The 17,403-nt window shown below is 61.4% G+C and carries 15 protein-coding genes; 6 read left to right on the forward strand and 9 right to left on the reverse strand.

All coding sequences use genetic code 11. From position 1 onward, the window contains the following. Nucleotides 1–10: 10 nt before the first annotated feature. The 5 genes from sufD to CUJ84_RS11125 all read right to left on the reverse strand — a co-directional run bounded on the left by sufD (nt 11) and on the right by CUJ84_RS11125 (nt 5,176). Complete coding sequence (sufD, locus tag CUJ84_RS11105) at nt 11–1,285, reverse strand: Fe-S cluster assembly protein SufD (RefSeq protein WP_105006246.1); 1,275 nt, start codon at nt 1,283–1,285, stop codon at nt 11–13. A gap of 24 nt (nt 1,286–1,309) precedes the next feature. Then, on the reverse strand, nt 1,310–2,065 hold the full coding sequence (sufC, locus tag CUJ84_RS11110) for a Fe-S cluster assembly ATPase SufC (RefSeq protein WP_003539985.1): 756 nt from the start codon (nt 2,063–2,065) through the stop codon (nt 1,310–1,312). 83 nt (nt 2,066–2,148) lie between these two features. Further along, nucleotides 2,149–2,394 (reverse strand): hypothetical protein, encoded by a 246-nt coding sequence (locus CUJ84_RS11115; RefSeq protein WP_105006247.1) that lies wholly within the window; start codon nt 2,392–2,394, stop codon nt 2,149–2,151. Nucleotide 2,395: 1 nt separating this feature from the next. Next, nucleotides 2,396–3,865 (reverse strand): Fe-S cluster assembly protein SufB, encoded by a 1,470-nt coding sequence (sufB, locus tag CUJ84_RS11120; RefSeq protein ID WP_105006248.1) that lies wholly within the window; start codon nt 3,863–3,865, stop codon nt 2,396–2,398. Nucleotides 3,866–3,958: 93 nt separating this feature from the next. Further along, a complete protein-coding gene (locus tag CUJ84_RS11125) occupies nt 3,959–5,176 on the reverse strand; it encodes a cysteine desulfurase family protein (protein WP_105006249.1) in 1,218 nt (405 codons plus the stop codon). Between the two features lie 217 nt (nt 5,177–5,393). Here CUJ84_RS11125 and CUJ84_RS11130 point away from each other — a divergent pair, with 217 nt between their 5' ends. Further along, complete coding sequence (locus tag CUJ84_RS11130; protein WP_003559715.1) at nt 5,394–6,071, forward strand: alpha/beta hydrolase; 678 nt, start codon at nt 5,394–5,396, stop codon at nt 6,069–6,071. 144 nt (nt 6,072–6,215) lie between these two features. Next, complete coding sequence (locus CUJ84_RS11135; protein ID WP_105006250.1) at nt 6,216–7,391, forward strand: acyltransferase family protein; 1,176 nt, start codon at nt 6,216–6,218, stop codon at nt 7,389–7,391. Here CUJ84_RS11135 and CUJ84_RS11140 read toward each other — a convergent pair. After that, on the reverse strand, nt 7,388–7,915 hold the full coding sequence (locus CUJ84_RS11140; protein ID WP_105006251.1) for a GNAT family N-acetyltransferase: 528 nt from the start codon (nt 7,913–7,915) through the stop codon (nt 7,388–7,390). The genes CUJ84_RS11135 and CUJ84_RS11140 overlap by 4 nt on opposite strands. Continuing rightward, nucleotides 7,912–9,030, reverse strand: coding sequence for an anhydro-N-acetylmuramic acid kinase (locus CUJ84_RS11145; protein WP_105006252.1), 1,119 nt, complete (start codon nt 9,028–9,030; stop codon nt 7,912–7,914). Before CUJ84_RS11145 ends, CUJ84_RS11140 begins: the two co-directional genes overlap by 4 nt. Nucleotides 9,031–9,162: 132 nt before the next feature. Between CUJ84_RS11145 and tyrS the strand changes: the two genes are divergently transcribed. Then, the gene (gene tyrS, locus CUJ84_RS11150) at nt 9,163–10,419 is read left to right on the forward strand and encodes a tyrosine--tRNA ligase (RefSeq protein ID WP_027684556.1); all 1,257 of its coding nucleotides are present in this window, start codon (nt 9,163–9,165) and stop codon (nt 10,417–10,419) included. Between the two features lie 62 nt (nt 10,420–10,481). On the opposite strand, the gene CUJ84_RS11155 is transcribed toward tyrS, so the two are convergent. Both CUJ84_RS11155 and CUJ84_RS11160 read right to left on the reverse strand, forming a co-directional pair. Then, nucleotides 10,482–10,802 carry a hypothetical protein gene (locus CUJ84_RS11155; protein ID WP_105006253.1) on the reverse strand — a complete coding sequence of 107 codons (321 nt, stop codon included), beginning with the start codon at nt 10,800–10,802 and terminating at the stop codon, nt 10,482–10,484. Nucleotides 10,803–11,024: 222 nt separating this feature from the next. After that, the gene (locus tag CUJ84_RS11160; RefSeq protein ID WP_105006254.1) at nt 11,025–14,423 is read right to left on the reverse strand and encodes a DUF3971 domain-containing protein; all 3,399 of its coding nucleotides are present in this window, start codon (nt 14,421–14,423) and stop codon (nt 11,025–11,027) included. A 125-nt stretch (nt 14,424–14,548) separates the two neighbouring features. Here CUJ84_RS11160 and CUJ84_RS11165 point away from each other — a divergent pair, with 125 nt between their 5' ends. From CUJ84_RS11165 to CUJ84_RS11175, 3 genes are all read left to right on the forward strand, one after another. Then, on the forward strand, nt 14,549–15,022 hold the full coding sequence (locus CUJ84_RS11165) for a peroxiredoxin (RefSeq protein ID WP_018072241.1): 474 nt from the start codon (nt 14,549–14,551) through the stop codon (nt 15,020–15,022). Beyond that, nucleotides 15,019–15,846: a ferritin-like domain-containing protein gene (locus tag CUJ84_RS11170; RefSeq protein WP_105006255.1), complete on the forward strand. Its 828-nt coding sequence runs from the start codon at nt 15,019–15,021 to the stop codon at nt 15,844–15,846. The genes CUJ84_RS11165 and CUJ84_RS11170 overlap by 4 nt, the downstream gene beginning before the upstream one ends. Nucleotides 15,847–15,970: 124 nt before the next feature. Continuing rightward, a complete protein-coding gene (locus CUJ84_RS11175; protein ID WP_105006256.1) occupies nt 15,971–17,290 on the forward strand; it encodes a peptidoglycan DD-metalloendopeptidase family protein in 1,320 nt (439 codons plus the stop codon). Nucleotides 17,291–17,403 lie beyond the last annotated feature (113 nt).

Consider the following 17,403-nt stretch of genomic DNA (forward strand, 5'->3'; position numbering starts at 1 on the left):
ATATATCCGATCAGGCGTGCTTTTCGAGCCAGGCCGAAATCACGCCTTCCAGCGCCTCGACCAGGGCCTCGTCTTCCAGTTCCTCGACGATCTCCGCGACGAAGGCGTTGACGAGCATGGCCCGCGCCTTGTTCTCCGGAATACCGCGCGCCATCATGTAATAAAGATGATTGGCGTCGATATCGGTCACCGTCGCGCCATGGCCGCACTGCACGTCGTCGGCGAAGATTTCGAGCTCGGGCTTGACCGAGAATTCGGCATCGTCGGACATCAGCAGCGTGTTGCAGGCCATCTTGGCGTCGGTCTTCTGCGCATCGGGCGCGACCCGGATCATGCCTTGGAACACCCCCTTGGCGCGGTCGAAGACGACATTGCGGATCACTTCGGTCGAGCCGGTATTCGGCACGTCGTGGCCGAGCACCATCGTCACGTCGGTATGGCTGTCGCCGCCGAGCAGGTTGATGCCGCGCAGCGTCAGGTCGGCGCCCTCGCCCGTCACCTTGATGTTAAGCTCCTGGCGCACCAGCTTGCCGCCGGCATTGATGACGAAAAGCCGGAGCTTGGCGTCAGCGCCGAGATCGATGCGGATCTGGCCGAGATGCGTATCGTCGGCTCCCTGCTGCTGCAGGATGATCCAGGTCAGTTCCGTGCCTTCGCCCACCGTGATGTCACTGACGTGGGACACGAGGGCCGCATCGCCGGTCACCGTGAGGTGACGCTCGATGACCGTCGCCTTGGCACCGGCGCCAAAGGCCACAGGAAGGCGCGTATGTGTCTGCCCGCCCGCATGGATGAACTGGATTTCAAGCGGGTTTTCAAGCTCGGTATCGGCAGGCACGTCGATGACATAGCCGTCGCGCACAAAGCTTCCATTGATGCGGCCGACCGCATCGTCGCTGCCGAGCGCATCGAGCCCGCCTGCGGCTGAGCCGTCAAGCAGACGTTCGGAATAGGCCGAAACGCCAAGACCATCGGCGGCAGCCTTCTGGTTGGAATGGCCCTGGATCACCGCCAGCACCGTGGCCTCGGCAACGAGCGGCTCCAAAGCCTCCGAGCCGGCATCGCCCGCCTGCGGCGGAACGGTGCGCAGCAGGTTCTTGAGGTCGGTATAATGCCAGTCTTCGATCCGGCGCGTCGGCAGGCCGGCCTTCTTCAGGTCGTCGAGAAGCCGGTCGCGCAGCGCTGTTACCGCGCCATTGCCCGGCAGCTCGCCGATCTGCTGGTTGAAGGCCTCGATCAGCGCCGTCTCGGCCGCGGTCAGGCGGCTCGTCGTCTGCATGTTCATGGACGTCGTCCTTTCCACCCGAACTCAGGCCGCCGTGCCGATGATATCGGCATAGCCGTTGGCTTCCAGCTCATGTGCCAGCGTCTTGTCGCCCGACTTGATCACCTGGCCCTTGTAGAGCACGTGGACGGTATCGGGCACGATATAGTCGAGCAGGCGCTGGTAATGGGTGATGACCACGACGGCGCGGTCCGGCGAACGCAGCGCGTTGACGCCGTCGGCGACGATCTTCAGCGCGTCGATGTCGAGGCCGGAATCGGTTTCATCAAGCACGCAGAGCTTCGGTTCGAGCAGCGCCATCTGCAGGATTTCGGCACGCTTCTTCTCGCCGCCGGAGAAGCCGACATTCAGCGGGCGCTTCAGCATCTCGGTATTGATCTGCAGCTTGCCGGCGGCATCCTTGACCCGGCGCATGAAATCCGGCGTCGTCAGCTCGTCCTCGCCGCGCGCTTTGCGCTGCTCATTCATCGCCACCTTCAGGAACTGCATGGTGGCAACACCCGGAATTTCGACCGGGTACTGGAAAGCGAGGAAGATGCCCTTGGCCGCACGCTCGGCCGGATCGAGCTCGAGAATGCTTTCGCCATTGTAGAGAATGTCACCCTCGGTGACTTCGTAGTCGCTGCGGCCTGACAGCACATAGGAGAGCGTCGACTTGCCGGAGCCGTTCGGCCCCATGATCGCGGCAACTTCGCCGGCCTTCACCGTCAGGTTCAGGCCACGGATGATCTCGGTGCCGTCTTCGGCGATACGGGCATGAAGGTTCTTAATTTCAAGCATCTTTGGTTCCTGCGTTTTTCTCTGCGCAGCTCACTAAGAGCCTCGCGTAATTTTTAAGGGACATCGACATGTTGCGCTCGGCGCTATCGTGCAAAAAAACGGACGACGCGGAAAACCGCGACCGTAACGAGCCCAACCCATTCGAAAAAATCCGAGATCCCCTGAATGATCTTTCCCGGTTTTTCCATGCGCTGCCGGAGAAACACATAAGGCTGCTCCGGCGGCGTTTCGGTCTCGTTTCTTAGCTCGCGGGGGCGAATTTTCGCCAATATCTCCCCGCGCATATTCGTCAGACGTTCAAGAATGCGCTTCTTGTCCGCTTCGCTCATGTCAACCCACCGAGCCCTCGAGCGAGATGCTGATCAGCTTCTGCGCCTCGACGGCGAATTCCATCGGCAATTCCTGCAGCACTTCCTTGACGAAACCATTGACGATCAGCGCGATCGCCGCTTCGGTCGGGATGCCGCGCTGCAGGCAGTAGAACAGCTGGTCCTCGGAGATCTTTGAGGTTGTCGCCTCATGCTCGAACTGCGCCGTCGAATTCTTCGCCTCGATGTAGGGCACGGTATGGGCGCCGCACTTGTCGCCGATCAACAGCGAATCGCACTGGGTGAAGTTGCGCGCATTCGACGCCTTGCGGTGAGCCGAGACCTGGCCGCGATAGGTGTTGTTGGAAACGCCGGCCGCGATGCCCTTGGAGACGATGCGGCTCGACGTGTTCTTGCCGAGATGGATCATCTTGGTGCCGCTGTCGATCTGCTGATGGCCATTCGAAACGGCGATCGAGTAGAATTCGCCGCGGCTGTCGTCGCCGCGCAGGATGCAGGACGGATATTTCCAGGTGATCGCCGAACCGGTTTCGACCTGCGTCCAGGAAATCTTCGAGCGGTCGCCACGGCAATCGCCGCGCTTGGTGACGAAGTTGTAAATGCCGCCCTTGCCGTTCTTGTCGCCGGGATACCAGTTCTGCACCGTCGAATATTTGATCTCGGCATCGTCGAGCGCAACCAGCTCGACCACGGCGGCATGCAACTGGTTTTCATCGCGCTGCGGCGCCGTGCAGCCTTCGAGATAGGAGACGTAGGCGCCCTCTTCCGCAATGATCAGCGTGCGCTCGAACTGGCCGGTGCCCTTCTCATTGATGCGAAAATAGGTGGACAGCTCCATCGGGCAACGAACGCCCTTCGGCACGAAGACGAAGGAACCGTCGGTGAAGACAGCCGTATTCAGCGTCGCATAATAATTGTCCGAGGTCGGCACGACCGAGCCGAGATATTTCCGGACGAGATCGGGATATTCGCGGATGGCTTCCGAGATCGACATGAAGATCACGCCGGCCTTCTTCAGCTCTGCCTTGAAGGTGGTGACGACCGAGACGCTGTCGAAAACGGCGTCGACGGCGATCTTCGGCTTCTCGACGCCGGCAAGAATCTCCTGCTCACGCAGCGGAATGCCGAGTTTCTCATAGACCTTCAACAGCTCCGGATCGACCTCATCGAGCGACTTCGGACCCGGCGTGCTTTTCGGCGCGGCGTAATAATAGATGTCGTTGAAATCGATCTTGGGATAGTCGACGCGCGCCCAGGTCGGCTCTTCCAGCGTCAGCCAGCGACGATAGGCCTCGAGACGCCATTCCAGCATCCACTCAGGCTCCTGCTTCTTCGCCGAAATGAAACGAATGATGTCCTCGGACAGGCCTTTCGGCGCCTTGTCCATCTCGATGACGGTCTCGAAACCGTATTTGTACTGGTCCACATCGATCAGGCGGACCTGGTCGATTGTTTCCTGCACGGCAGCCATCTCATTCTCCAATCTCGCCGGATACAAGGTCCGGCAGCTTGTAGTGTTTGGGCAATTCTCTTGCCCTTTATGTAAGAGGCCAAAAGGGACTTTTCAGCCCGATTGGCAAGCAGAAATTTGCGTTTCCGCAAGTTTTGACACGGGGCAAGCCGCCTCCCCAGCCGACCTGCGCCGGTTGGCGATCTTTGCGAAAGCCCCAATCGCCCTGTCGATATCCTCTTCCGTCGTCGAAAAGCCGAGCGAGATGCGCAGTGCTCCGAGCTTGGCGTCACGGCCCATCGCCGTCAGCACATGGCTTTCGCCGAGCCGGCCGGACGAGCAGGCAGAGCCTGCAGAAAGGGCAACGCCTTCGAGATCGAAGGCGATCTGCCCGGTCTCAGCCTTCAGCCCCGGCAGGGTGAAGAAGATCGTATTGGCGACGCGCTCGCCGCCCTCGCCGTGGATCATCACGTCGGCAGCCGCCTCACGCATGCCGGCTTCCAGCCGCTCGCGCAGCGTGCCGATCGTCGCATTGCGCGCCTCGAGTTCGTCGGACGCGGCTTCTGCCGCCGCGCCGAAGCCGATCAGCGCCAGAGAATTCTGTGTTCCCGAGCGGTGACCCCGCTCCTGCCCGCCACCCTGGATCAGCGGCCTGGGCATCAGCGCCTCGCCGCGTGAGATGAGCGCGCCGGCCCCCTTCGGTCCGCCGATCTTGTGCGAGGAGACGATCATGAAATCGGCGTCGATCTTTTCGATATCGAGGGCGATGCGACCGGCAGCCTGCACGGCGTCGACGACGAAGAGCCCGCCATGGGCGTGGACGATCTTTGCCGCCGCCTCGATCGGCTGCACGATGCCCGTCTCGTTGTTGACGAGCATGATAGCGACCATCGGCAGGCCGGCGGCCTTGTCATGAGCATCAAGCAGGAGGCCCAGCGCATCGAGATCGACGATGCCGGCTTCCGTCACCGGGATCTCCGTCATACTCTCCCTGGCGAAGCGGCCGCCTTCGCGCACGGCCGGATGCTCGATCGCCGAAAAATAAAGATGGCCGAGCCGAAGCGGCGTCCGGCCCATGCGGAAATCCGGTGTCAGCACCAGGTTGGCGGCTTCAGTCGCACCGCTGGTAAACACCACATTGCCAGGACCGGTGCCGGCAAGTGCCGCCACCTTGCGTCGTGCGCCTTCGATGGCGGCGCGCGCAGCGCGGCCCTCTCCGTGCACGCTGTTCGGATTGCCAAACACATCGATGGCGCGCATGATCGCCGCGCGTGCTGCGGGGTGCAGCGGCGCTGTGGCATTCCAGTCGAGATAAAGGCGTGGCGGCGCCATGATCTTCAGTCCTGCGCTTGACGAGCTTGCTTCAGCGGCCGCGGTTCATTTTTCTTGAAATTTCCGCCGGGCTTGCCTTATGACACGTTCCACGATGCGTGGATCGCCATGCAAGTTTCGAATTGTTCTAAACTGCGTTTTAGAAAAGCTGACAACACTAGTCAAGTCATGTTGTCATCCAGCGCAGCGCGAACGCGAAATAAAACCCGGAGTACCAATGCCCGAAGTTATTTTCAACGGCCCAGCCGGCCGTCTTGAAGGCCGCTACCAGCCCTCCAAGGAAAAAAGCGCGCCCATCGCCCTGATTCTGCATCCGCATCCGCAGTTCGGCGGCACGATGAACAATCAGATCGTCTATCAGCTCTTCTACATGTTCCAGAAGCGCGGGTTCACGACGCTGCGCTTCAATTTCCGGGGCATCGGCCGCAGCCAGGGTGAATTCGACCACGGCGCCGGCGAACTCTCGGATGCCGCCTCGGCGCTCGACTGGGTGCAGAGCCTGCATCCCGATTCCAAGACCTGTTGGGTCGCCGGCTATTCCTTCGGCTCCTGGATCGGTATGCAGCTCCTGATGCGCCGGCCGGAGATCGAAGGCTTCATGTCGATCGCGCCGCAGCCGAACACTTACGACTTTTCCTTCCTGGCGCCCTGCCCCTCTTCCGGCCTGATCATCAACGGCGAGGCCGACAAGGTGGCGCCGGAAAAGGATGTCAACGGCCTTGTGGAGAAACTGAAGACCCAGAAGGGCATCCTCATCACCCACCGCACCGTTGCCAACGCCAACCACTTCTTCAATGGCCAGGTGGAAACGCTGATGGGCGAATGCGAGGATTACCTCGACCGTCGCCTCAACGGCGAACTGGTGCCGGAACCGGCCGCCAAGCGGATTCGCTGACACCACAAAATCTCGGCCTCATTGACGCCGTGACGGTCCGGAACACCACCGGGCCGGATGTGTCAGAACAGATCACCTATCGTGTTGCAATGTATGTTGCAGTGCGGTAGGGTCCTCGCGATCCTAACAAAAGCGAGGTCCGCAATGACCAAGTCGTTCGGGGAAGTCCTGGATAAGTATAGGGGAATTGGTCCGGGGTTCGATTTTCTTCGAATAGGGCTCGCCTTTTCCATCGTATTGACCCATTCCTTTTTGTTAACCGAGAACAATGACTTCATTAGGGGGTCGGTATTCTGGTTTACTGAATACGCTCTTGTTCCGATGTTCTTCGCTTTGAGCGGATTTCTGATCGCCGGCAGCGCCCAGCGCCTGAGCCTCCGGAATTTCCTGATCAACCGAGGCTTGCGCATCGTACCGGCCCTTGCGGTCGATATCGTCGTCTGTTCGTTGATTATCGGGCCGATCATAACGGTCGTTTATCACTCCGAATATTTTACCGATCAGCGGTTTTTCAAATACTTCCTGAATATCGTCGGCTGGATCCATTACGAGCTTCCGGGCGTTTTCCAGGATAACCCGAGCCAGCGGGTCAATGGCGCTCTCTGGACGGTTCCCTGGGAGATCTTCTGCTACATCATCATGTCGTTCCTGATGATCACCGCCATCGTCAAGACGCGCTACAAGCTGCTTGCGGTGACTATCGCCTACATCGTCATCGGCCTTATCGTGCAGAAGATGCCCTACCTGCTGCCAGGCTCGATCAAGCCGATCGCTCGCTTCCTGTTCATGAGCCGAGGCTCCCAGCTGATAACGGCCTTCATGATGGGCATCGTCGTCTTTCAGTTCAAAGCGGTTATTCCACATTCCCGCTGGCTGTTCGCCGCCGCCTGCCTGGTTTGCATCATCGCCATTCTGACCCTGGACAGCCAGGCGACGGAGTCGGTGATGAACCGGCCCCTGGTCATCACCTCTCTCGTTTACATCACCGTCTTCGTCGGCCTGTCCGAGGTGCCCATTCCGGCCTTTTTCAGGAAGGGCGACTATTCCTACGGCGTCTATCTCTATCACGACCCGTTTTTGCAGATCTGGATCAGCTCGTTCCCGTCGGTGTTTCTCTACCCGAAATATGGCGCGCTGGCGCTCTATCTCGTCGGCCTGCCGTCGGCTCTCGCCGTCGCGGTGCTGTCCTGGCATTTCATCGAGAAGCCGATCCTCGGCCTTCGCAAGAAGTTCTCGTTCATTGCTCAGGTCAGGGGCGTCGAGGATGGCAACCAGGCCGGTCGCGAATCCAATGTTCGGCCGGTCGCCGTAAAGAGTTAGGACTTTACCGGCTGCATATTGGCGGTGAGCTCGAAAGCCGTGTCCAGCACTCCATCGATCAGGATCGGCGCGCGTTCGCGCATGCCGATCTTTCTGAGGACACACTGCGAGGCGATGTTTTCGGGATGCGTGAAGGCGATGAAGCCTTGCGCAAACTGCCTTTCGAAGAACCAGTCGACCAACGCGGCTGCCGCCTCGGTTGCCAGGCCCTTGCCCCACGCCTCCTCGCGCAGGGAATAACCGAGTTCGAATTGCTCGCTCCTGAACTTCGAAATGCCCGCGCGACCGACGAAGCTGCCGTCCTCGGCGAGGAGCTTGTATTTGGTCGTGCCGTCGCGCGCCTGCTCCTCGAACCAGCCCCGCAGCCGCTGCTCAGCCTTCTCAAGGCTCCACGGCGCATTGCCGGACAAATATCGGGTCGTCGCCATCGTCGAATGCAGTTGCTGCACCAGGGGTGCATCGCCTTCGTCCCACATGACGAAGCTGAGCCGTGGCGTCTTCAATATGACGCTCTGCTCTCTCATGGCGTTGCCAGCACCCCGCCGCTGACGGGGGCGTCGACCCCCGTCGTGCCGGGAAATGTCAACGGCAGCCCGTCCAGCGACCGGACGGCGAGATAGGCCCAGGCCTCGGCTTCCATCGCATCACCGTCGAAGCCTGCCTCCTCGGCGCTCAGTACCTTCGAGCCGAACCTTTCGGCCATGACCGAAAATTCCGCCATCAGAGTACCGTTCAGCCGCCCGCCGCCGCAAACGATATAGATCGCTGGGGTCTCGGGCAGGAAACCGGCGGATTTGATGATCGAGGCGGCGGCGACATGCGCCAGCGTCCGGGCGCCGTCTTCAAGGCTCGCCTCCTCGGGCCGAAGCGGCGCGAAATCGCCGCGGTCGAGCGAACGGCGAACATTGCCGCGGAAGAACGGATTGTCCAGGTAGCGCTCCGCGAGGTTGGCCACGACCTTGCCGCGCCCACCGATCTCGCCGCCGGGATCATAGGTTCTGCCGGTCTGCATCTCCACCCACTGGTCGATCAGCGTGTTGCCCGGACCGCTGTCGAAGGCCGATATCCGGCCATCCGTGCCGATAAAGGTGAGGTTGGAGATGCCACCGATATTGACGAAGCACACCGCCTGTCCCTGCTGTTGGAATTTTCCCGCAAGTGCGGCGTGATAGGCCGGCACCAGTGGTGCTCCCTGCCCGCCATGAACCATGTCGTTGGCACGCATGTCGTAGACCACCGGTATGCCGGTCCGGCGCGCAAGCTCCGGGCCGTCGCCTATCTGGATCGTCAATCCCTCATCAGGGCGATGAAGCACCGTCTGGCCATGGAAGCCGAGGACATCGACGCCATCGGCAGAAAGCTCGAAGCGCTCCATGAATGCCGTAACGGCAATTGCATGCCGCAAGGTAAGTTCAAGCTCGATATCGCGAAGCTCAGCGGGTCGTTCGCTCCTGTCGCTCAGTCGACGCGACAGTTCTAGCGCCCGTTTAAGCAGCCCGCGAAAATCGGCGTCATAGGGCACGCCCATGAATGGCCCGCGCTCGATGAAGCCGCGACCGTCGGTCCTGATCAGCGCGACGTCGATTCCATCCATCGACGTGCCGCTCATCAGCCCGATCGCGGTCCTGATGACATCCATGAGGCTTGCCTCCCATGCGATTCCCGGATGCACTTTTATAAAAACAGTGCTAAACGCGCCGCGACAGATCAACAACAACGAACTTGCGTGAGGCCCACATGGGGTAAGCGCAGACACCAAGAGACGAAACCTATGTCAGAGTTCAAGTCCGATTTCCTCCGCACGCTGAAAGAGCGCGGCTTCATTCATCAGGTTTCCGATGAAAGCGGCCTCGATGACCTGTTCGCCAAGGAAACCGTGACGGCCTATATCGGCTTCGATCCGACGGCGCCCAGCCTGCACGCCGGCTCGCTGATCCAGATCATGATGCTGCACTGGATGCAGAAGACCGGTCATCGCGCCATCTCGCTGATGGGCGGCGGCACCGGCATGGTCGGCGATCCCTCCTTCAAGGAAGAAGCGCGCCAGCTCATGACCGTGGATACGATCGAAGGCAATATCGCCTCGATCAAGCGCGTCTTCTCCAATTACCTGAACTACGGCGACGGTCCGAAGGACGCGCTGATGATCAACAATGCCGAATGGCTGCGCTCGCTGAACTATCTCGAATTCCTGCGCGATGTCGGCAAGCACTTCTCGGTCAACCGCATGCTGTCCTTCGACAGCGTCAAGACGCGTCTCGACCGCGAACAGTCCCTGTCCTTCCTGGAATTCAACTACATGATCCTCCAGGCCTATGATTTCGTCGAGCTTGCCAAGCGCTACGATTGCCGCCTGCAGATGGGCGGTTCGGACCAATGGGGCAATATCGTCAACGGTATCGATCTCGGTCACCGCATGGGGACACCGCAGCTCTATGCGCTGACATCGCCGCTGCTGACGACGTCATCCGGCGCCAAGATGGGCAAGTCGGCGACCGGCGCTGTCTGGCTGAACGCCGACATGCTCTCAGCCTATGATTTCTGGCAATACTGGCGCAACACCGAAGATGCCGACGTCTCGCGCTTCCTGAAGCTCTACACCACGCTGCCGATGGATGAAATCGCCCGTCTCTCGGCACTCGGCGGTTCGGAGATCAACGAAGTCAAGAAGATCCTTGCGACTGAGGTAACGGCGATCCTGCACGGCCGCCAGGCCGCTGAACAGGCTGCCGAAACGGCGCGCAAGACCTTCGAGGAAGGCGGCCTCTCGGAAAACCTCCCGTCGGTGGACGTGCCCGCCTCCGAGCTCGACGCTGGCATCGGCCTGCTGTCGCTGATCGTTCGTGCCGGCCTTGCCTCATCGAATGGCGAAGCTCGCCGTCACGTCCAGGGCGGCGCCGTCCGCATCAACGACGAGGCAGTCAGCGACGAACGCAAGATGATCGGCAGCGGCGAAATCACCGCCGACGGCATCATCAAGCTCTCACTCGGCAAGAAGAAACACATCCTGATCCGCCGCGCGGCGTAAGCGGCTTTACATCAAAACAGATACCAAAGCCGGCGCCCGCGCCGGCTTTTTTCTTTGCCTCACTATTCGGGTCGGCGAGCAAGATCATTCAGCTCCCCGCCGGTATTCCGCGTCACCTCGTTTGGTCTCTCGGAGAAGATAGCCGGCGGATCGATGCTTGAAGCGGGCGTCACGCGCGACCACCAACTGATCGAGAAGATCGGCGGCGTCATCATCGCGTCGAGGGGAACCATGAGGACGTGGTCGGAACGGATGATCGCCTCTTGCGATTTCAGCCGCACGACCTTTTCCGCGGCAAGCGAAGCGTCGGTAATTGTCACAGCCATCATGGCGGCCGATGCGAAAGAAACTGTCCGGGCGCACTGCATCGCATCCTCCGACATTGCACCGGCCGTTGCTTCCTCGCCGGGACAATATAGTACATCAGATTTCCCTAAAATAGACAAAGAATCAATGTTGGACTTCTCAGGATAGGTCGGAATTGGCCTTGCCGAGAACGAACCTGCGCATTTCTCTGCTGCGACCCGGCGACAAGTCACACACCGGACGCTTTGTCGGAACCTTTTGCACCTGCCGGGATTTGCGACCTCCCGGCTTCACCTGCCTCACTGGAACTCAAAGATCTGCCGGAAAACACCCGGCGCGATGATCGACAGCGGGTTGATCTGCAGGTTCGGCTGGTCGAACTTGCCCGTCAGCTTGAAGGTGATGCCGATCAGGCCGCGGTCGCTGCCATTGCCGAGAATGACGCCGATCAGCGGCAGTTCGGCAAAAAGGCGGTTGAGGCCGTAGGCCGGCATGAAGGTGCCGGTCATGTCCATGTTGCCCTTGCGATCGCGCACAATGCCTTGGAAGGTTGCGCCGATCTGGTCGCCGCGCAACACGCCGTTCTCGATGCCGACCATGCCATTGCGCGAGACAACACGGGCAAAGCCGCGCTGGAAGCGCTGCGACGAGGTATCGATATCGCGCTTGACGGCCTCGTTGAGGCTGCGCTGCTCACTTCCAACAGGCGTCGAGACGATCGACCGCAGGCGTTGTTCGTTGACGATCGCGAAGCGGCGCACGTCGAGCGAGCCGTCCCAGCCGCCCTCCGCCCCCAGCCGGATCGCCAGATTAAGCAGCCCGCCCTGCATGTGCTGATAGAGATCGGCGAAACGCGATATCGCCCCGGCATCGCCGCTGGTGATGTTGATGACGCCGCCGTCCTTCATCTGGCTGACCACGGCCTCGCCGCTGTCGGTAACGGCGGAAAAATTGAGCGCCTGCAGCTTGTCCCCGCGCAGTGATATTTGCGCCTGGAAATTGCTGACCTTCTCGTCGTTGAAGCCGATGACGTTTTTCAGCTTGGCGCGCACCGATACTGCGGTATCGCCGGCATCTCCGTTACCATCGCCGTCCGAGCCCGATTTCAACCGCGCGATGACGGGCCGCGCATCGGCGCTGTCGCCGGAGACCAAGACGTCGAAATTGCCCTTGTTGCGCTTCACCGACAGGGCGAAATCGTCGAGCGAGGAGAGCTTGACGCTATCGAAATCGGCCGAGATCAGCCCGCCCTTGCCGATATCAAGCGACCCGTTGGCGCCGAAACCGTCGCCCTTCAGTCGGAAGTTCCTGATCTGTGTACTGTCGGCCGGGCCGGATGTTTCGAATTCGGCCGTAGCGGCGATGCCGCTGCCTTTCGCCCAGCCAATCCAAGGCAGTTCGAGCAGCGACTTGGTGAGGTCGAGCTGGACGTCCTGCCGGTCGTCATCGATCCGCGTCAGCACCATCCTCACGCTGCCGCCGACGATGCCGGAAAGCCCGGGTATCAGCTTGTTGCGCTGGTCCTCAGAGAGCGTCGCGGTGATGACGCGCTGCCGCTCCACGCCTGAGGATGCCTCGACCGGCTCGGTAAGATCGATATCGGCCGGGACGCCGTCGATCTGCGCCTTGGCGTCGAGCGTGATCCGTTTCGGATTGCCGTTCAGCGTGCCGTCGACATTGCTGATCATCCGGCCGGAATACGGCTTGGCAAGATCGACGTCGGTGAGCTTCATCGCCGCCGTCCATTCAGCCGGCGGCGGGTTCTGCGAGGAGAGCAGGCCGAAATGCGCCTTCACATTCGCTTCGACCCGCCCCTTGAGATCGTCGGGCGTAAAGCCGGCGCGCTGCAGCACCCGGATCGGCCTGTAGGTCAGAAGCTCGCCGACGGCGTCCGCCGCACCCGAGACCGTAAGGTCGATATCGGCCATCAGCGGCTTGTCGTAGGTGGCGGGCAGGACGAACGTCCCCTGCCCGAGATTGACGGATCGGCCGGAAGGGAAATAGGAGGTGCCGCTCTTGAATGCGATCGTGGCAACAGGCCCCATCAGGTCGAAATGCGCCGCCGTGTCGCGGATCGGCGGAATGTCGCCGGCGACGTTCATCCGCGCGCCCGTGACGTCGAAGGCGATGCGGATCTGGTTGGCGTCGAGCTTCAACCCCTTGCCGCCGGCCGCCTCGTCCAACCTGCCAGAGGGAATGAAAACGGAAATGGCGGCGTCGGTGACGGTGCCGCCGAAGAGATTGCCGTGCACCCAATTGCGCACCTTGGGCGCCATCCAGAACGGCCAGAGCTGCTTGATCGCCGTCGTCTCTAGCTTCGCCGACTGGCCGGCGAAGCTGAACTCCGGCGATTTGTTGCCGAGCTTGACATCAAGCGATCCGTAAAGCGCGCCGAGCGGGCTGGAGACGGTCATGTTGGGAAACCGGAATTCCCGCTCAGTGACCATATAACGCCCGGTCGCCTGGATATCGAAGGAAAGCGGCTGCTCGCCGGAGCCGCCGGGTGCTGCCGTGGCGCCGCTGACAAGCAGGTCGATGCCGAAGCCTTTGCCTGCCTGCGGGTCGAGCTTGTCGAGATCGATCAGCGCGCCGTTGATGGGAAGCGTGGTCGCGCCGAATCGGGCGTTTGACCTGGCGATCTCGAGCGTCTGCTTGGAGAAATCATAGACGAGATTGATTTGCCCGCCCGACAGCTCCTGCGGATCGCCATCCGCATAGATCTGGCCGGGATCGATGTCGATCGTCGCCGCAAGCGCCGGCGGCACCCCATCGCGCGCTCTGGTGGCCGACACTGTCAGGTCGGCAAAGGCGCTGAGCCCCTGCCGGATCACGCCCTGATCGTTGCGTTTCAGCGCAAAGGGCGTGAGGTCGGCATGCTTGAGCGCCGCCACGACCTTCGATATGTGGCCGTCTTCCTTCTCGGCCAGCACGTCGAGCTCCGCCACCTCGCCGTTGAGCGCGACTTCGCCGGTCAATTGCAGCGAGGACGGGCCGGCATGGGCAAAGACGAGATTGTCGATGACAAGCGACAGCGGACCGTTGGCGGTATCGGCAAGCTTGATGTCGATGCCGGAGATGCGCACCGAATTGGTCGAGCCCCGCGTCACGATGCTGTCGAACATGTCGAACTGCGAGAAGATCTTCTCCATCGCCCCCGGTACGGCGTCGATGCGCAGATCGTCGAGCTTGACGGGATTGCCGGAGGGCAGAAGCGCGGTATCGAGCGCGATATCCTCCGCTTCGATGTCCGCGACGGCAATGCGGCCGCGGAAAAGCTGCAGCGGATCGAGCCCCAGGCGCACCGAACCCGTCGTCGACAGGTGCTGGCCGCTCTCCTGGTCGATCATGTTGACGTTGCGCGCTTCAAGCGCCAGCCGAAAGTCCGAAGTGAAGCGGATGACGGTGGAGCCGACCTCGGCGCGGTAGCGCGGTCCGGCCACGCCATTCAGCGCCGCCTGAGCCTGCTGCGACAGCGGCTTGTCGAACATGCCGCTCTCGACGGTGAAAACGATGCCAGCGAGAATAAGGAGAATCAGTCCCAGGAATCCACAGGTCAGCTTCGCCGTGCGGCGCATCGGCGAACGCGGCGGCGGGCAATGAACGATGATCGGATCCTCGGCCTGGGCGGACGGCAAGCGGTCCAGCGCAACGATGTCCTTCTTGCGAAACGTGACCTTTTCGCCGCGGATGGCTGACATGCGCCCTCGGGCTCTCCCTTTAAGTGAAGAATTGAACCCGGCCATGCTGGACGGGTATCCGTCCACTATATAATTCGGGGAGAGAAAGTGTCATCCACAAACCCGGCAAAAGAAAGGTTTTCCCAATGGCGGTTCCCGGCATCGGCGTCTCGGCCCCCGATTTCAACCTTCCCCGCGACGGCGGCGGCCGCGTCTCGCTGGCCGAATTCCACGGCAGACCGCTCGTGCTGTTCTTTTATCCCAAGGACGATACGACGGGCTGCACCGCCGAATCATTGGCTTTCACCGCGTTAGCAAGCGAGTTCGAGGCAGCCGGTGCTGCCGTCATCGGCATGTCGCCCGATTCGGCCGCCTGCCATGACAAGTTCATCAAGAAGCACCGTCTTTCGGTGGCGCTCGCCTCGGACGAGGAAAAGACGACGCTGCAGGCCTATGGCGTCTGGAAGGAAAAGAGCATGTACGGCCGCAACTTCATGGGCGTCGAGCGTACCACCTTCCTCATCCGCCAGGACGGCACCATCGCCACGATCTGGCAGAAGGTGAAGGTGCAGGGCCATGCCGAAACCGTGCTCGAGGCCGTGAGGAACCTGGCCGCGTGACCGGGCATCTGGCGATAAGCTCGCTGCGCGGCGGCGCCATCGATGCGATCTCTTCCGCCGATCTCGACCGCAAGACGGCACTTGCGCAGGAAAGCGCCACCCGCTGGTTCGCCCGCCGGGTGTCGCTGCGCTCGCCGCTCGATGCGGCGCTGCCCGACAGGCCCGGCCGTCCTGACAAACCGGTGCTGACGCCGCCGACCCAGGTGGAGAAGCGCTCGCTGCATACGCTCAAAGGACGGATCGCTTTGCTCCACGCCATCGCCCATATCGAGCTCAACGCCGTCGATCTGGCCCTCGATATCGTTGCGCGATTCGCGACCGAGCAGGTGCCGAATTCCTTTTTCGACGGCTGGATGCAGGTCGCCTTCGAGGAGGCGAAGCATTTCCGCATGGTCCGCGCCAGGCTCAACGATCTCGGTGCTGATTATGGTGATCTACCCGCGCATGACGGGCTCTGGCAGGCCGCCCATTCGACGCGCAACGATCTGACGGCAAGGCTCGCCGTTGTGCCGCTGATTCTGGAAGCCCGCGGCCTCGACGTTACGCCGTCGCTGCAGGCGAAGATGCGCCGGACCGGCGATCTCGAAAGTGCCGATGTCCTCGACGTCATCTACAACGACGAGAAAGGCCATGTCGCCGTCGGTGCCAAATGGTTCCGCTTCCTCTGCGCCCGCGAGAAGCGCGACCCTGCAAAAGCCTTCCAGGAGCTGGTGCGGGCCAATTTCCGCGGACCACTGAAGCCGCCCTTCAACGACCTTGCCCGCGCCGAAGCCGGGCTGACGCCGTCCTTCTACCGATCGCTGGCATCGATCAGCCACGCTTGAAATGTCCCGGGATGCTATGCATGCCCGCCATTTATGATGCGACAGCGACAATGAAAGCATTCATTAACCATAACAGTGTCTAATTTTCCGAAAGAGGCGTAGAGCATCAATCGGGAGAGCCTGCGTGAACAGCGGACATCAGCACCGGGTATTCGGCAGGCGGGCACAGGAACATATCCTCATCCTCGCAAGCGGCGACAAGGTCCGCCATATGACGGTCCGGCCCTGGATGGCAGCGCTTGCCTTCTGCTTCGTCGGCGTCTTCTCGATCGGCTACCTCTTGGCCACGTCCTATCTCGTGCTGCGCGACGACCTGATCGGCGCCACCATGGCCCGCCAGGCCCGCATGCAGCACGATTATGAAGACCGCATCGCCGCGCTTCGCGCCCAGGTCGACCGCATCACCTCCCGCCAGCTTCTCGACCAGCAGGTGGTTGAAGACAAGGTCGACAAGCTGATGGAGCAGCAGATGGCGCTCACCTCGCGCCATGGCAAGCTCGACAATCTGCTCGACCGGGCCGAAAGCTCCGGCCTGACGGAAAAGGATGGCGCCCTGCCTTCGCCGTCTTCGCCCGTTCAGTCCTATGGCCCCGATATCAAGGACAAGCGTGCGTCACTCACCGGTAGCGGCATCGAGGCGATCGAGAAACAGCTGGCGAGCGGCACGCCCGCCGATGCGACGCCCGATAATTCGACGCTTGCCTATGTGCCGGCCACCGACACGGTCGGCGACCGTGCCGACCGCATCTTCTCCAAGGTGACGCTGTCGCTGAAAGATGTCGAACAGGATCAGCGCAGCCGTGTCGAACAGCTGACGAGCGACGCCGGCAATGCCGCCAATGCCATCGAGACCGTGCTGACCCGCTTCAAGATTCCGATGCCCGAGACCGCTGCCAGGAAAGACGATGACGATGCAGTCGGCGGCCCTTATGTCGAGCCCGAAAGCAACGACGACTTCAACAATTCTCTGGTCGCGCTTGACGGCGCGCTGACCCGCCTCGAAGAGGTGCGCAGTACCGCCGAATCCCTGCCTTTCCGCAATCCCGCTATCGGCAAGGATGTGACCAGCCCGTTCGGCAATCGACGTGACCCTTTCCTCGGACGTCTCGCGCTCCATTCCGGCATCGACTTCCGCTTTTCGCCGGGCGAAAGGATCCGCCCGACGGCCCCCGGCAAGGTGATTTCGGCCGGCTGGACCGGCGGCTACGGCAACATGGTCGAGATCGATCACGGCAACGGCATCTCGACGCGCTACGGGCATATGTCCCAGGTCCTGGTCAAGGTCGGCGACACAGTCGATCGCAATGACGTCATCGGCCTTGCCGGCAGCACCGGCCGCTCGACGGGCACGCACCTGCATTATGAAGTGCGCCAGGACGGCCACGCGGTCGATCCAGTATATTTCATGAATGCCGGCCTTAAACTCGCCACCTATATCAAGTAACTCCTGCCCGGTAACCAACGCTTCACTCTGCAATGGGCGCGGCGTCTCTATTTCTTGACTTGCCGGCCATTCGGGGCTATGTCGCGCTGCATTGCGGCATGCAATCCCGCCGA

It is taken from the genome of Rhizobium leguminosarum (assembly GCF_002953715.1).
GTDB classification, from domain to species: domain Bacteria; phylum Pseudomonadota; class Alphaproteobacteria; order Rhizobiales; family Rhizobiaceae; genus Rhizobium; species Rhizobium leguminosarum_V.

Coding starts and splice junctions, on each gene's coding strand:
- sufD (WP_105006246.1), bottom strand. CDS start 1,285: ATGAACATGCAGACGACGAGCCGCCTGACCGCGGCCGAGACGGCGCTG.
- sufC (WP_003539985.1), bottom strand. CDS start 2,065: ATGCTTGAAATTAAGAACCTTCATGCCCGTATCGCCGAAGACGGCACC.
- CUJ84_RS11115 (WP_105006247.1), bottom strand. CDS start 2,394: ATGAGCGAAGCGGACAAGAAGCGCATTCTTGAACGTCTGACGAATATG.
- sufB (WP_105006248.1), bottom strand. CDS start 3,865: ATGGCTGCCGTGCAGGAAACAATCGACCAGGTCCGCCTGATCGATGTG.
- CUJ84_RS11125 (WP_105006249.1), bottom strand. CDS start 5,176: ATGGCGCCGCCACGCCTTTATCTCGACTGGAATGCCACAGCGCCGCTG.
- CUJ84_RS11130 (WP_003559715.1), top strand. CDS start 5,394: ATGCCCGAAGTTATTTTCAACGGCCCAGCCGGCCGTCTTGAAGGCCGC.
- CUJ84_RS11135 (WP_105006250.1), top strand. CDS start 6,216: ATGACCAAGTCGTTCGGGGAAGTCCTGGATAAGTATAGGGGAATTGGT.
- CUJ84_RS11140 (WP_105006251.1), bottom strand. CDS start 7,915: ATGAGAGAGCAGAGCGTCATATTGAAGACGCCACGGCTCAGCTTCGTC.
- CUJ84_RS11145 (WP_105006252.1), bottom strand. CDS start 9,030: ATGGATGTCATCAGGACCGCGATCGGGCTGATGAGCGGCACGTCGATG.
- tyrS (WP_027684556.1), top strand. CDS start 9,163: ATGTCAGAGTTCAAGTCCGATTTCCTCCGCACGCTGAAAGAGCGCGGC.
- CUJ84_RS11155 (WP_105006253.1), bottom strand. CDS start 10,802: ATGTCGGAGGATGCGATGCAGTGCGCCCGGACAGTTTCTTTCGCATCG.
- CUJ84_RS11160 (WP_105006254.1), bottom strand. CDS start 14,423: ATGTCAGCCATCCGCGGCGAAAAGGTCACGTTTCGCAAGAAGGACATC.
- CUJ84_RS11165 (WP_018072241.1), top strand. CDS start 14,549: ATGGCGGTTCCCGGCATCGGCGTCTCGGCCCCCGATTTCAACCTTCCC.